The sequence below is a fragment of the Arcanobacterium hippocoleae genome (assembly GCF_040360365.1).
Lineage (GTDB): Bacteria > Actinomycetota > Actinomycetes > Actinomycetales > Actinomycetaceae > Arcanobacterium_A > Arcanobacterium_A hippocoleae_A.
Genome location: NZ_CP136412.1, coordinates 1,596,790 through 1,611,274, shown reverse-complemented (window position 1 = coordinate 1,611,274; position 14,485 = coordinate 1,596,790). Strand labels below are relative to the sequence as shown.

Annotated in this window: 8 protein-coding genes and 2 pseudogenes; all 10 read right to left on the bottom strand. The window is 51.4% G+C overall.

From position 1 onward, the window contains the following. Positions 1–171: 171 nt before the first annotated feature. The gene (locus RQN30_RS08370) at positions 172–2,703 is read right to left on the bottom strand and encodes a Cna B-type domain-containing protein (protein WP_353060081.1); all 2,532 of its coding nucleotides are present in this window, start codon (positions 2,701–2,703) and stop codon (positions 172–174) included. A 176-nt stretch (positions 2,704–2,879) separates the two neighbouring features. Further along, positions 2,880–5,687, bottom strand: coding sequence for an MSCRAMM family protein (locus RQN30_RS08365; protein ID WP_353060080.1), 2,808 nt, complete (start codon positions 5,685–5,687; stop codon positions 2,880–2,882). A 37-nt stretch (positions 5,688–5,724) separates the two neighbouring features. Beyond that, the gene (locus tag RQN30_RS08360; RefSeq protein WP_353060079.1) at positions 5,725–6,987 is read right to left on the bottom strand and encodes a hypothetical protein; all 1,263 of its coding nucleotides are present in this window, start codon (positions 6,985–6,987) and stop codon (positions 5,725–5,727) included. A 204-nt stretch (positions 6,988–7,191) separates the two neighbouring features. Next, complete coding sequence (locus RQN30_RS08355; protein ID WP_353060078.1) at positions 7,192–8,148, bottom strand: hypothetical protein; 957 nt, start codon at positions 8,146–8,148, stop codon at positions 7,192–7,194. After that, a pseudogene (locus tag RQN30_RS08350) lies at positions 8,135–8,700 on the bottom strand (sortase). The gene RQN30_RS08355 and the pseudogene RQN30_RS08350 overlap by 14 nt, the downstream one beginning before the upstream one ends. A gap of 790 nt (positions 8,701–9,490) precedes the next feature. Beyond that, positions 9,491–11,119 carry a SpaH/EbpB family LPXTG-anchored major pilin gene (locus RQN30_RS08345; RefSeq protein ID WP_353060077.1) on the bottom strand — a complete coding sequence of 543 codons (1,629 nt, stop codon included), beginning with the start codon at positions 11,117–11,119 and terminating at the stop codon, positions 9,491–9,493. A gap of 402 nt (positions 11,120–11,521) precedes the next feature. Then, a pseudogene (gene brnQ / locus RQN30_RS08340) lies at positions 11,522–12,747 on the bottom strand (branched-chain amino acid transport system II carrier protein). A gap of 789 nt (positions 12,748–13,536) precedes the next feature. Next, positions 13,537–13,728: a hypothetical protein gene (locus tag RQN30_RS08335; protein ID WP_353060076.1), complete on the bottom strand. Its 192-nt coding sequence runs from the start codon at positions 13,726–13,728 to the stop codon at positions 13,537–13,539. 178 nt (positions 13,729–13,906) lie between these two features. Further along, positions 13,907–14,239, bottom strand: coding sequence for a hypothetical protein (locus tag RQN30_RS08330; protein ID WP_353060075.1), 333 nt, complete (start codon positions 14,237–14,239; stop codon positions 13,907–13,909). Further along, the gene (locus RQN30_RS08325; RefSeq protein ID WP_353060074.1) at positions 14,236–14,475 is read right to left on the bottom strand and encodes a hypothetical protein; all 240 of its coding nucleotides are present in this window, start codon (positions 14,473–14,475) and stop codon (positions 14,236–14,238) included. Before RQN30_RS08325 ends, RQN30_RS08330 begins: the two co-directional genes overlap by 4 nt. Between the last annotated feature and the right edge of the window lie 10 nt (positions 14,476–14,485).

Genomic DNA, 14,485 nt, shown 5'->3' with positions numbered 1-14,485 from the left:
CCAAACTTTCAATACAGTGCTGCACCATTTTCAGCGCAGCACTGCAATCCGCAAGTGCGAATAAACTATTCACACAGCCGTGTAAACCTGTCCGCGTACCTGCACACAAATAAACCTATTCATGCACCTGCTACGCAAATCAACTCACGTACCCGCGCCGCGAAAATAAACCTATTCACGTACCCGCGCCGGGCGAAGTGAACGATTCATCCACAGCAGCGAAAGCAGCACGAACACTCCGCCGACCGCAATGAAAATCCAGAATCCGGCACCGCCAGTGAGCGGGAACTGCCCTGGAATCTCGACGGTCTTATGATTCCGCACAATCAAGGAGATTGTACGCGAGTCAGGATCATAAGTTGTTTCCTCGACGCTAATTCCCGACGCTTCCGCCGCAGAACCAGCAGCACCGCTGCCAGCAGGCGCAGTTCCAACACCGCCCACAGCACCAGCAGTTCCCGCGGCACCTCCAGCCGCAGTACCACTACCAGCACCGCCAGCCGAATTTGCCGGCGGCTGCTGCGGCATGGTCACGGCAGCTTTGCCGTCTTTTTCAATCTGGATTGTGATAGGCCCGTCGAGCTTCTGATATCCCTCCGGAGCTTCCAGCTCGTAGAGCTTATAGGTACCGACGGCAAGGTCCGAAATCGTCAAACCGTCCGCACCGCTATCCTGCAGTGTGTACCCGCTGCCGTTCTGCACAGCAACTTCTTTCGCCGGCTTACCGGCAGCACCATTCTCCACGCGCTTCAGCTCGAATTTCGCTTTCAGCTTTCCTTGATTTTGCGTGTCGGAATCGCGCTTGAGTACTTTCAGGTTGTAGAGCCGCTCGTTGACCACCGTAACCTCACTGGTCTTGATGTTGGTGATTGCAGCGAATGTGCCGGCGTACGCATACTGCGTCTGGAATTCGTTCGAATCTACCGCCGCACCGCCAAGCTGAGTTTCGGTTACGCTGTAGCTGATCTTCACGCCATCTTTGAATGCCGGCAAACCGGTAAATACGTGTGCGAAGTTATGCTCAGCAGTGAGCTGAACCGAAGTTTCTTTCACACCCAGATCGGCCAAGTTTACATTCTGCCCGTTAACTTTACCTTGCAGCTGCACGGTCACTGGTTTGCGCTGGTCTTTCGGGGTATTCTCCCAGAGCTTGCGCACAGTGAAATCGACGGGAAGCGGATATCCGTAAACCGTAATCGGCGCTTTCATCTCTTGAGCAGCACTAGCACCTTTAATTCCGCTATGCCCGGTTTGGTTGTTGTACCGCATTTCGGTGCCGAGGTAGTCGGGCAGCCCGTTTTCAACGACGGAGTATTCGTATGCTACGCCGTCTTCGTTATAGACCGGTACTGCCGTGAATGCAGCGTTCTGCTCAGATTTGTAAACCTTGCTTTGGACTACTGCAGTTCCGCGTGCGTCTTTCCGGATTAGTGAAAGCAGCGTTTGGCGCTGTTTATCAGCTGGAGTGACCCCATCAGCCCATTGCCGATTGAGGGTATAAATCGCCCCTGGGATTTTCACCTGCGGAATCGGCAGGGTTTGCAGACCGCCGCCGTTCATTCCGGCAAAATATGTCGCAAGACTATTAATCGGCGTGAACTCATTGAAATCAATTCCGGTATCTTGCGATTTCGCTTTCACGTAATAGCTGAACGTAATGCTCGGTGTCCCTCTCCCGCGCACAACCGCTGGCACACGGAAGTTCTTTCCTTTTATCATGCCGGTTGCAGCGTCGTATGTGATTTCCGGGTCATTAGCTCCACCCGGATGCTGCAGTCCAACATCTTGGAACATAATCTTCTGCGTTCCGGGCTGCAGAGTTTTTTCGGTATCGAAGACGAAATTATCCGTCAGTTTAATCTCTAATTCTCCGCTTTCGGAACCAATCATGCTGGCAAGCGTGCGCAATTGCTGGCTATATGCTCCGGAAGACACTGCCTCTGGCAAATCTTCGAAGTAATCTGCGCCGCGAAGCATCCGGAATGGCGCGGCACCTAAAGTCGCGAATTCGTCTCCGAGCGGGGTATAGCGCAGTGAAGTATCTCCATCAAACGTTTGAGTACCGTCTTTATGAGTAGTACGCCCTTTCGCATTTGCTTCTTCAAAGGAGTAGAACTCGTAGTTACTAAAAACAGCTTGCAGCCACACTTTGGTTATGCTCTCATCAAAATTAATACGCTCATTAGTATCCCACCCAGACTTAAAAATTTGCGTACGCCGAGTATCATACACACCATGCCCGGCGTAGCTGACTACCACTTTGCGATTTTCCGGTTTCGCGCTTCTCATCGCATTTATGATAATTTTTCCAAATCCATTGTCCTCTTTTGATGGGTACCCAAAATGTCGAGTATCCCAATCTTCTGTCCGTTCAAGCTTATCGCTATTCTGCATAAACGAAACATTTGCGTTATCAATATCCGTAAACGGAATCACTTCGTTGTTTAATTTATTATTTGCCCACACCCGCACCGAGATTCGCGAACCGGAAGGGAGCTTTTCTTGCAGCGGTTTAATGATGTTCTCGCTAATCTGCTTGCGGTAGAAATCACCATCGCCATACATATATTTACCTTTTGTCCGGCGTTCCAGCATGATTAGCACATCGGTAGCTGCGCACTGGTTCACCAGCCCCTCACCGCTGATCTCCGCGTCCACCTTATAGGTGTTTGGAGTTTCGGTCGCTGAGATTTTCTGGTTCAAGAAAATGTTTTTCTTTTCCGGCCGCACGCTGGAATAGCTTGTAACCTGCTGGGTTTTCCCGTTCTTGTATTTCGGATCGTTTTGCTGCAGCGTGCCGAGATTGCCGGTTAAATCAACCGGAACGGCACCGGCGAGTGCCGGGTTTGCCCGATCACCGGCGGCTGCACCCGCGTCCGTTACGGTAACTGCTTTCGCACTGCCGGCTGGCTGTTCAACAAGGGTTTGCCCTCCGGGCTGACTACTACTTTCAGTACTGGTCCCGGCTTGTGTCCGCTCGGGGCATGAGTTTCTTTCAGATAGTAAGTCCCGGATTCAAGGCCGGTAAAGTAAAGCACGCCATCAGAATTAGTTTTCTTTTCACCGCCGACGGATTCGTTGAACTTAGCATCCCGATACAGCGTAAACCCGACTTGACCCAGCTTTTTCGGCTGCGCGGAATCATCGGTCTTGGTTACTTTGAACCTGCCGAGCGGGTAGTTTTTCATTACGACCTTATTATCCGCAGTGTCAGAATATACCACATTGTTTTTCACGTGGAATACGGCGACGGGGAATTTTGGCTTAATCATTCCCGTGGGAGCGACTGTCTCCAGCAAGTAGTATGTGCCATCAAGATTCTTATTGTCATACGTATAGTAAAAATTGTTTACTTTATCAATTTTCACTTCACTGCCATTGCCAAAAGGCTTAGCTTTTACGGTTTCTCCGCTGCTGAGCGCGATATTTTCAGGACCGTTCGAATTCTTAACATAAAGCTTGAATCTTGCTTTCGGATCTACAATCGGGTTGCCGGCAGCGTCCTGCTTAAAGAATTGAATCCGGCTGGTGCGCTTATTCGCAAGCTGATAAGTGAAGCTGGCAGTGGCTGCGTCGAATTTAAGTTCTTGCTGCTTCTGCCCTTGTGCATTAACCTGTTCGAACTTTATGGCTTGTGTGTCTTTCACAGCCTTGATATAAATTTTTTCGCCCAGCTTACTATAACCGGCAGGCGCTGCTGCTTCTTCAAATACGTAGAGCCGGTCTGCACGGGTTTGCGGTACACGGAATTCGCTGACCTGCAAGTTTTTGCACTGCTTTACATCAGCAGTTTTTGGATTTTCACAGCCGAGCATTAGTGTGCGCAGCAGCGTGCCCTTTTGCTCGTTTGTATTTCCACTTGCACCGAACTTATATTTTGTAGAATCGTATTCGCTTAGTTTCAGCACGGCACCCGGCAGCGGGGCATGGGAAACGGCGTCGATTTTCTGAATCCGCAGTGCCGGGAACGGCTGGTTCTCCACTTTCAGCAGCTTGCTGAAATCTGTACCGCTGAAAACGGCAGGGTATTTTTGCCCCTTGTACTCAATCTGCGGAGTGCTGCCATTAAGCGTAATCTTGACGTCCATCTTTGCGGCAGTCTGGTACCCATTCGGCGCTTTAATTTCCACCAGTTCGTATTCACCGTTAGAATGCGCAGATCCATTTATCTGTTTCCCTTGCGGAATAACATCTTTAAAAGTCACAACGCCGTTCTTATCGGCAGCAGCTTTCGAACTGTACAGCCCATTCTGTTTGGACTTCAAATAGAACGAAGCCGGATCGCTCTTAATCGGAGTTCCGTTTTCATCCACTTTCATGAAACTCACATCGTAGGCGCTCCCGAATCTAGCGGTGCCTTTTCCGATTGTGGCACGGTAACGGTTATGGTTAATCACATACTGGAATGAACCGCCGGAGACGTAAAAATTCGCTTCGTTATAGTAGAAACCATCTACAGCTGGTTCCTTTTTCCGGGTTTTTACATCAAAAACGATGGTTTGATTTTTGTGCCCGGATACGCCGGCATAAAACTCGTGATGGAAATGCAGTGGTTTATCGCCCTGTACATACCCGTTACGAGTGAAATCAACTTTATTTAATACCACTTCAGTAATATTTAGCCCTGGCTCAGCTTGCGGGCTTTTCTGCGGCCAAAGTTCTTTTAAGGATTCGGTAACCACACCGCCGGAGCGCAGCGGACTGCCCTGATAAATTTTCAAATCCTGCTGCAGCGCGCCTTGCGTATTGCCATGATAGAGGTCGACGGTATCAGTAAGGCGGTCATAAAACCATTTATTTCGAAGCCAATTTCCTCCAGCAGCGTTAAAAACCAAACGGTATGTGAGCGAATCTGGCGTTTCCGCAATCACGTACTTATTTGCATTTTTCAACATGCTGTAGATTTCTTCATCTTCAAAATGAAATCTGACATTTTTGTTCAGCGTGTAAGTACACGGAACCGCACTATTATTCAAACCAACATATCCGGTATGAAACTGCAGTTTCTTTTCAAAATTAGTAGATTTAGGATTTCGTTCGTCATATGCAGCTCCGAATCCCGGCTCAAAGCCCCAGCTGTATGGTTCTCCCCGCTTGTAACCTACCCCATTGACTCTTTTGAGTTTATTTTCCCCCATGTTGTAGCCAATACTAAACTCACCAGAATAAGTTTTATCGTGCTGCGCGTTACTGTTAAGTTTAAAGGTAATCAGGTCCGAATCGGTTAAATAAAATTTGCCGATTTCTTTCTGACTCCCATTAACACTTGCATTTAAACTCCCGAGTGCATTATTCGAGTTAACCGCAGCATTAAGCTTGAGTTCCGGCGGAATCCGCAGGGTGAAGTAATCGCCGTCGCCGGCATTTGCCGGGATTTGGAAAGTACCGGTAAGTTTGCTGCCCCAACCATAGCTATTACTGGTATAAAGAAACTGGTTCATCTGCCCGACTCCGCCTTTATCAGAAAGATTCAGCGAAGTTACCCCGAAAGTCTGACCGCCTGTACACTGCTGATTTTCAGCTTGCGGGGTTTCGTCTACCGGTGTGCGTTTCTCATTGTAGAAAATGTAGCGCAGGTTCTGCTCGTCGGCTAACTGGTTGTACAGCCCCATGCCGGTGATTGGCTGCTCCGAAACTTCGTAGCGGATTCGGCGCCCGTTAGAATCGAATACGTCCAGCGCCGGCAATATCGCGCTTGCTTCACCTTTTTAATCGTCAGTTCTTTTACGACGCGGTTCCCATCAGCTGCAGCATCCGCAGCCCCGTTCCCGGCAGCAGCTGCGGGATAGCTGATATTAAAATGCGTATCGACCTTTTCAGTTTCCTGAACGCCGTCATCCCAGATTTTCCGGACTTCCAGATTTGCTTTTTCGCAGCGAGAGCCGCCTGTGAAAGCGTGTGGCTGGAGTACTCGTCACTCACTTTTGTATCAGCTACAAGCTGCACCATCCAGCCCGGCTGTAAACCGGGAACTGAAATCGTCGTACCCTCCACGGCATTTTGACTCGCCAGTTCATAGCCATTCTCGCCAGGCTTGTAATAATAAACCGTGCTTTTCCCGGTGAGCTGGTGCGAGCGGTCGAGATTTAAGGCAATCGTGTGGCCTTTCGGCTCACCGCTGCTGTTCACATAAGAATACGACCACTGAATCTTCGTCGAATCATGCTGATCATAGCTGCCGGCAATGTTCACGCCGTCGCCGGCAAAAGACTTCACTTGCGGGGTATCGCCCGCACACTCCCAGAGCGTTTCATGGCTGTTCATGTCCAGCGGGTAGGCGAATGCCGACGGCACCGTGATTTGCTGTTTTTTGGTCACGATCTGCGGTTTACCGCTGATTGAAAGTACCGTTCCCGGCGGGTAGCTGCCGGTCACTTGCGTCAGCACATTCAGCACATACTGTTGGCGCGGAGCAGCCACCGGAGTGGTGATGGTGTAAACGTATTTACCTGGCTTTAATTGTTCTGCTCCGCTGCGTTTATCCTTGACAGAGTAAATATGATCCGAGTTCACACCTGCGCCGTTAATTTCACCATTGGAAATTTTCTGACCGTCTTTTTTGATTTCCGTAATCGTCGGCTGCCCTAAACCGGATTCTTGCGTGGTCGTGAAGTAACGCTGGACATCGGTCACTTTCCCCAGCCCGAGAGTGCCAACCGCTTTACCATCAGTGACATTCGCGGTGTATTCCCAGGTGATTGTAATCCCGCACTTATCGGCGCTATCACCGCCAGCACCGCCATTGTTTTTGGAAATACTCTTCACCGCAAGCTGCTGCGACTGCTGAAAGTCACCCAGCTGCAGCGGAAAACTCTGCTCAATCGGCGGAAACACATATGTCTCTGAACTCCACTCATGCGTGCTGGTGTAAGTCCACGATCCAGCGACTGCCGCGGGCGCAGAAGCAATGATTCCCGCAGCCATCGCCAATGCGATGAAAACGGCAATCGGAAGCTTGATGAAACCCAACCATGACCTACTGTACATATCTGTTTCCTTAAATATTTTCTAAACTTCGTTACGTCGCTGTCGCTGTCTTTAAGTCGCTGCAGCTATCGCTGTTGCTAAATCTTTATGTTTTTGCTGCTGATTGCGGAAGCAGTGCTGATCGCGGGAGCAGTTTCGGCAGGCATTGCACCAGCCGCTTTCCGGCGGAATTTTCCCGCTGCCATCAGCGCCCGCTGCCGCGAATCAATCTTGTTCCCGTTTCCGGCGCAGGATTATGCCGAAGCCGAATAGTCCGACGGCAGCAGCTGCGAGGCCGAGCACTTGCGAACCGGTGAGCACCAGGGGCGGAATCGGCGGTACCGGCGGAGTAGGCGGTACCGGCGGGGCAGGCGGCACGACGGGAGGTGCGGGCGGAGTGTCGGAAACGGTTTTTAACGCCGTCTCGGCAGAATTGCTCCAGCATCCGCGGGCCGCGTCGTAACTCGGGATTGAAACAAGGCTTGGGCGGATCAGCCGGTGTTGGAGCGAATCGGAACTTGCCGTAACCGCATATACGCCGACGGGAAGATTTCGAAAGTTCAGGCTTTCACCGGTGAGTTTTCCTTGCGCTGCAAGCGGGAGGTTCCCCAAGTCGGAAGCGTGTGTTTTCAGCCATTCCTGCCAGTGATTTTCGCCGTGATTTTTTCCGCGAATCTCATCCGGATTGGTGCTGACGGTGCGGACTTGCACCTGCCAGGTGCTTGTATCGCGCGGCTGGGCGTCATACGGATTGCTGGCTGCCCGCTGCACGGTGAGCACAGCCGGTTTTCCGGGCGCACAGTTTGGAGCAAAAACTGCGGAACCTGATTCTGTGAGCACCGCAGAACCCAGTTCTGCAGACGCCAGGCGCGCCGCGGAACCTGATTCTGTGAGCACTGCAGAACTGGTTTCGGCAAATGCCTTAGATCCTGAATCAGCAAACGCCGGGGCTGTGCCGAATCCGCCGAAGCCAGATCCAGCAAAGCCGAAGCCGGCACCCGGAATACCGAATCCGCCGAAGCTGATTCCGAAGATGCTGAAGCTGATTCCAAAGGCAGCAGAAAGCACTGCAGCGCGTTTCCGGAGGTGTTTGCGCGGTCGCGGCTGCGTTTCCGTGCGCGGCTGCGGCTGCAGCTGCTTCTTGTGCAGCTTTTCCGTGTGCAGCATTTTATTGTCCAGCATTGTCTGCTTCTGTTCCTTTCTGCTTCTGCCGGCGCCGATTTCGGGTGACGCGAATCACCGCATAGATAATGCAGAGCACGGCAGCTCCGAGCACTGCAAGCATCCATGTTTGCCAGATAATCGCGGGGCCTTCCGGCGCGGCTGTCTGCTCGTCGGGCGGAAGCGGAATCCGTTCTCCGGTGACGACGAGCCGGTGCGAGTTGATTCCGTAGGGGGTGCAGGTGACGAGCGTGAGGAGGTCTTTTCCGGCTACGGGATAGAGTGTGTGTACGTCTTCTGGGAGGACCACTTGAATTTCGCGGACTTCATACATTAGGCGTTCGCCAGCGACGAATACGGAGAAGCGGTCGCCTTTTTCACGTCGATCAGACGGTCGAGCATGGTGGCGTAGGGCAGCCCGGTGTGCCCGGTGAGCACAGCGTGAGTGCCGATTCCGCCGACGGGGAGATGGGTGCCGAAGAGGTGCCCGATCCCTTTATCGAGCGTTTCATCGGTGGTGCCGTGGTAGATGGGGAGGTTTACGCCGATACTCGGCACTTCCAGCACACCCATCATTGGAAATACGGTGAGGTATTTTTCGTACTCTTTGTAGGCGAGGTTGTCGTCTGAGACGCGCGCCGGCCACGGTTCCAATGCCGGGGTGGAGTTGAGTGTCTGGTTGTATGTGCGGGCAGCGGCGAGGGCTTTATCAAGTTCTGCTTGCGGTACGTCTTGCAGCAGGGAGCGGTATTTGTCTACCACGACTTGCTGCCCGTAGTTGTTCATTTGGGAAGCAATCACTGGATAAAGCAGGATTGCGAGTCCGATGGCGAGGAAGAGCAGCGGTGCGAGTACTGATTTCTGTTTTTTCTGCCCGTTTGTTTTTGCTGTGCCGGTTTCCGGTGCAGGATTTTTTCCGCGCTGGTTTTTGCGGCGCCGGTTTCTTGTGCGCCGATTTTTGCACAGCAATCTGCGGTGCCGCGTTTTTGCGCAGCGGTTTGCGGCTCGCCGGCGTGCTGCCGACGGCTGACCGCTGCAGCTGCGGTTGGCACGGGCTGAGGAGGAGAAATTGTCACGAGCTGCCTTTAGAGTTTCAAGCTGTTGTATTCATGTTTTGCAGGATTTGCAGCGTGCACGGCGGGAGTGTGCCGTGTTCCGGGCAATTTTCTGCACGAATACCGGGAGCGGGGACGGCGGGAAGAAATAACGGGCGATTGGCAATTTTCGCGCAGCACGCTGTGATTTTGCCGGAATCGCACTGCCAGTGTGCGGAGCCATTGCTGAATACAATAGCTCCGCACAAATTTGGCGGTGGAATATCTCAGCTGCATGTTTGCGGTGCGGCTGAGATTTCCGCGGGTGCTTATTGGCTGTCGCTGGTGCGCTTGCGCAGCCAGAACAGGGCGATTGCCACAATTGCGCCGGCAAGCAGGATGATTGCTGCAATGCCGGTGCCGCCGGTGAGCGGCAGCTTCGGAACGAAGCTCTTCACGTTCGGAACGGTTACCTTGGCTTCGATTGTTTCTCCGCTTGCGTTAGTCTTCGCAACATTAACGAACACTGGTTCCTGACGTAGCTCGTAACCCTTTGGAGCTTCCGTTTCCACTAAGCAGTAACCACTCTTCAGGCTATCTTTCACAACTGCATTATCCGCAAAATTATTCACATGTACTACTGGGAAAGTGATTTCCCCGTTTTGGTCAGTAACAAATCTTCTATGCTGTTGATCATCGAATAGCTTTTTCCCAAGTTTCGGTGCATTACTCACATCTTCACGGGTACACTGATAGATGTCGAATGCAGCACCTTGCAATCGCAGACCTTTCTTATCCGCGTCATGCTTTACCAGTTTAATCTTGCCGAAATAGGAAGTGACTGGCGGCGACGGCTTCTTTACAAGATTGCTGTCGTTGAAAGGCTTTGTGAAAAGTGTTGCAGTATTTACAATTCCCTTGCTCTTGTTAGCATCCTTGGAAATCTTCAGGGCAATCGTGACTTCAACCTGTAACGGTTCTTTCTTATTCCGTGAAAGCTTTGAAATCTCTTTCAAAGCTTTCGGCTGGAAATCAACAGTCAATCCGTGGTTTCTAACTCCGTCTGCACCTGTAGAGATTTGTACGTTGTAGTCCTTATTCTGAGAAGTGAAGCTTTTCTTTTCTTGACCACCATCTTTTTTGATGAGTTTTACTGACTTCACGGATTCCTTATTATATCCAGTGTTTGCACCGTTGGTGTTCAGCTGATCTTTCACAATGTAGAAATTAATATCTTCATCTTCTTTGGCAACTGGCACGTCGGTCTTCACAGTATAGGTGATTTCATCACCCTCATGCTTCTCTGCATCCTTAACACTCTTGGTAACATCCAGGGTGTAATTCTTCGGATAAACCTCTAAGTCGTACATCCATTCGTTGAGATTTTCCGGATCGGTGGTCGGGATAATTGCAAGGAACGGAACTGCCTGAATTGTACCTGCTGGAGACTCAGTTTCCTGCACTAGATAGACATCAACCGGAAGCTGATCGAATTTATGAGTGCCGCTTCTAGTTACACCTTCTTTAGTGTTCCCGCCTTTACGGTTAGGCTCTTTCCATTCTCCGGTTGAAAAGGTAACAATATCCGATGCCTGTAATTTTGAAATTTCGAGGATGTCGGTGTCTTTCGTAAAATCGTATTTTTTACCGTTAGATTTTTTCACCGGAGTGATTTTGAATTTGACACCATCCAGAGGTTCGCCGAGTCCCTCTTTAAAAATAATTTCTTTACCAGTAGGTTTACCTGGTTCCTTTGTCGGATTCTTGTACTTGTGAACAGTGATTGAACCTTTGCGCTCAACGTCAATCTGGTGCTGATTCCATTCTCCGGTTGGTGTTTCAGTATTAGCTGCTCCAGGGCCGGCAGTTTGCGCATTAGCAGCACCAATGAATCCCGCAAAAAGCAGCGGGAAAACTGCAAGCGCTGCAACGAGCTTGCGTGGACGGGATATAGACACGAATCTATCCTTTCAAAAAAGTGAATATTAAACTATTACCGTCGATAAGATTACCCCCCCCGCAAATTATTTTCCCTGAAAAGGCAGTCTACAACCCCACAATGGCAAACATCACATTTTGAAAAATGGCTTATTTTCAAGGAAAAATAGGGTCTGTAAACTGTGTAAATACAGCTTGTAACCCAAAAGTTAATTGAAAGTTAACTAAATTACACTCCGTGGCACATTCACCGAAAAATATTCCCCGCCGGAAAAGATCCGCACAAAAGCCGGCGCCAACTCCCGCACCCGCTTCGGGACCCGCTCCGGTGCCCGCTTCTGTGATCGCTTCTATGCCTGCTTCGGCACTCTACTCCCGCACCTGTTTCCGTGCAGCCAGATCAAACACTGCACCAACCACGATCAGCACAAGAGTCGGCAGCGTCCACGCCATCTGAATCCCGGAAAGCGGAAGCAAATCAAGCACCGGCGAAATGAAACCAAAAACACTCCCTGCTGCCATCCGGCCCGCTTCAAAAACGAAACCGCAGCAGCAGCAGCCGCTCCCAACTTGTACGCAAAATCAAGCCGGAACGGCAGCACCTGCTCTACTAACGCCAACGCAATCAACGTAATCGCCACCGGATACACAAACTGCATTAACGGACCAACAACCGCAAGAATCTGATTCAAACCCAAATTCGCCAACGCCACCGAAACCAGCACCTGCACCCCAAGCAGCACCGCATACGAACCGCTCGGAAGCAGCTTCTGATAATACTCCGTAGACGCAGTAAGCAAACCAATCGCCGTCGTTAAACACGCCAGAATCGTGATTATCGAGAAAATTATCTGCCCCACAGAACCAAACGCCGCACCAGAAACAGCAGCAAGCAGCTCAGCCCCATTCCGAAAACCCAAACCTGCCTGCCGAGTTCCCACCACCGTCAAACCAATATAAACCAGTGCAAGACACACCCCAGCCACAACACCGACTTTCGACATCTCCCGCACCCGCCGAACCGGAGTATCAGCACCAAGCTTCTGCAAAGAATGGACAATCACCACCCCAAACACAAAAGTCGCGAGCGCATCCATCGTGTTATATCCCTCAATCACACCAGAAACAAACGGTGCATTCGCCCACTTCTCACCCGGCACATCCGCAAGATTCGGCATCTTAAACGCCACCGCAAAAACCAACAACGCCAGAAACACAAGCAGCGCCGGTGAAAGATACTTCCCCACCCGATCAACCACACTCGATGGAGAAAGCACAAAAACACTGTTAACGCAAAGAAAACCAGCGTAAAAATGAAAAGCTTCCAGCCGGAACTCAAACCCAGCCCGGCAGTCAACGGCGCAGCAGACATTTCATAGGCGACCGTCGCCACCCGCGGAACCGCATACAGCATTCCGGTAGCGAGAAACACAACCAGCGTAAAAACAGCACCCGGAATTTTCCCAATCCGCGCCGGCACCCCGCCATTGCCGGTCTCCGCCGAACTCTCGGTAGCTGCCACAATCATCCCCAACACCGGCAGCGCGACGCTCGTCAGCAGCAGCCCGACAGTTACAATCACGACGTTTGAACCGGCGTCAGCGCCAACCATCACCGGGAAAATCAGATTTCCGGCTCCGAAAAACATTGCAAAAAGCGCAAAACCGATTACCAGGGTATCTTTGGATGCGATCCGGGTGTTAGCGGTCTGGGCGCTTGAACTGGTGTTTGAGGTACGGGTGTTCGAAAGCCCAGTATTCGAAGTCTGGGCGCCTGAACTGGTGTTGGTGTTGGCGCTTCTGCCTGAATTACTCCATGAGCTTCCGCCCGAATTACTGCCTGAACTGCTGCGATTCAAAATTTACTTCTCCCTCTTTTTGCTGCGTGCTTCCGGTTTGTTTGCGGATTGCGCGCTTCTAGCTTGCGTGCTTCCGGCTTGTTTGCTGCCTGCTGCACATTGCCAGCTTCCGAAAACAATAAACACAATCATGCAGCAGCAGAAAACCTCCCGCTGCTGCACATTACCGCCGATTAGCATACCCGAATTTATCCGCGCGGAAGAAATAAGGCCGCACTGCGAGAAAACACGCAAAACCCAATCCGGAAAATCAAATCCGGAAAACCCGGGCAGCTTTTCAGCAAACTTTGCCGGCAGCACTTGCGATCAGATATCACCGCGCTTTTTAGGGAGAGTGCTGCGAGGCTGACTGCTTCTTCAGGGCCGGGTGTTGCGGATATCGCCGCGCTTTCAGGCGAGCTGCACATTCGAACCGGCTTTCAACAGCACCCGGCAACCGTACCCGCCGGCTGCATATTCGCCTGCACATTCGAACCGGCTTTCAACAGCACTTTCACGCTATACCGTCGGCGATACCTACAACATGCCGTCGGCACGTTCAACGAAACCGTCGGCAATACCCGCAACCGCACCGGCGAACTACATCTTCGGCTGCGCCTTAACCGGAATAAACGCAAACAAACCCAACAAAAGCACCAGCACAATTCCCAAAATCCCAGTATGCGCCACCGCATCATGCGCCTGCCCAGTCACACCAGCAGCAATCACAATCGCATTCGCATACATAAACGGCGCAAGGAACGAAACCGCCCGCCCAGTAGTCGCATACAAACCAAAAGCTCAGCCGACTCACCCTGCGGCGCAATCCGCGCAAGATAAGTCCGCGAAGCAGACTGAGTCGGACCAACAAACACACACAACGCAAGCCCAAAAATCCAATACACCTGCTTCCCGGTAAGCGGCCCCAACCCGCCATGGAAGAAAAACACAAGCATCCCGAAAAGCACCATCATGCCCACCGAAAAATAATCACCACCCGCGAGCCATGCATATCATCAATCACACCAAAAAGAATCGTCGCAATACCCGCAACCACATTCGCGGCAACACCAAAAATAATCACTTCACCCGAACTAAACCCGAAAGCAGCAGAAGCAAGCACCGCACCAAAAGTAAACACCCCCGCAAGCCCGTCGCGATAAATCGCCGAAGAAATCAAAAACCAGACAACAGACCGGTCCTCATGCCAAATCCGCGCCACCGAACGGAAAAGCTGCCGATACGCCCCAACAATTCCGGCAGCACGAATATCATCCCGCCGCGGCTTATTCTTCGCCGTCAAAAGCAGCGGCAACGAAAAACCAACAGCCACGCGGCAGCAAAAAGCATCGCCACCCGCACATTCAAACCATTCGCGCTGGTAACACCAAACCAGCCAACCTCCGGACTAATAAAACCAACAAACAAAATCAGCAACAGCACGATTCCGCCCACATAGCCCAGCCCCCAGCCGAAACCAGAAACCTTCCCCACATTCGACGGCGAAGAAATATCATTAATCATCGCATTATAAATCACCGAACCGGTC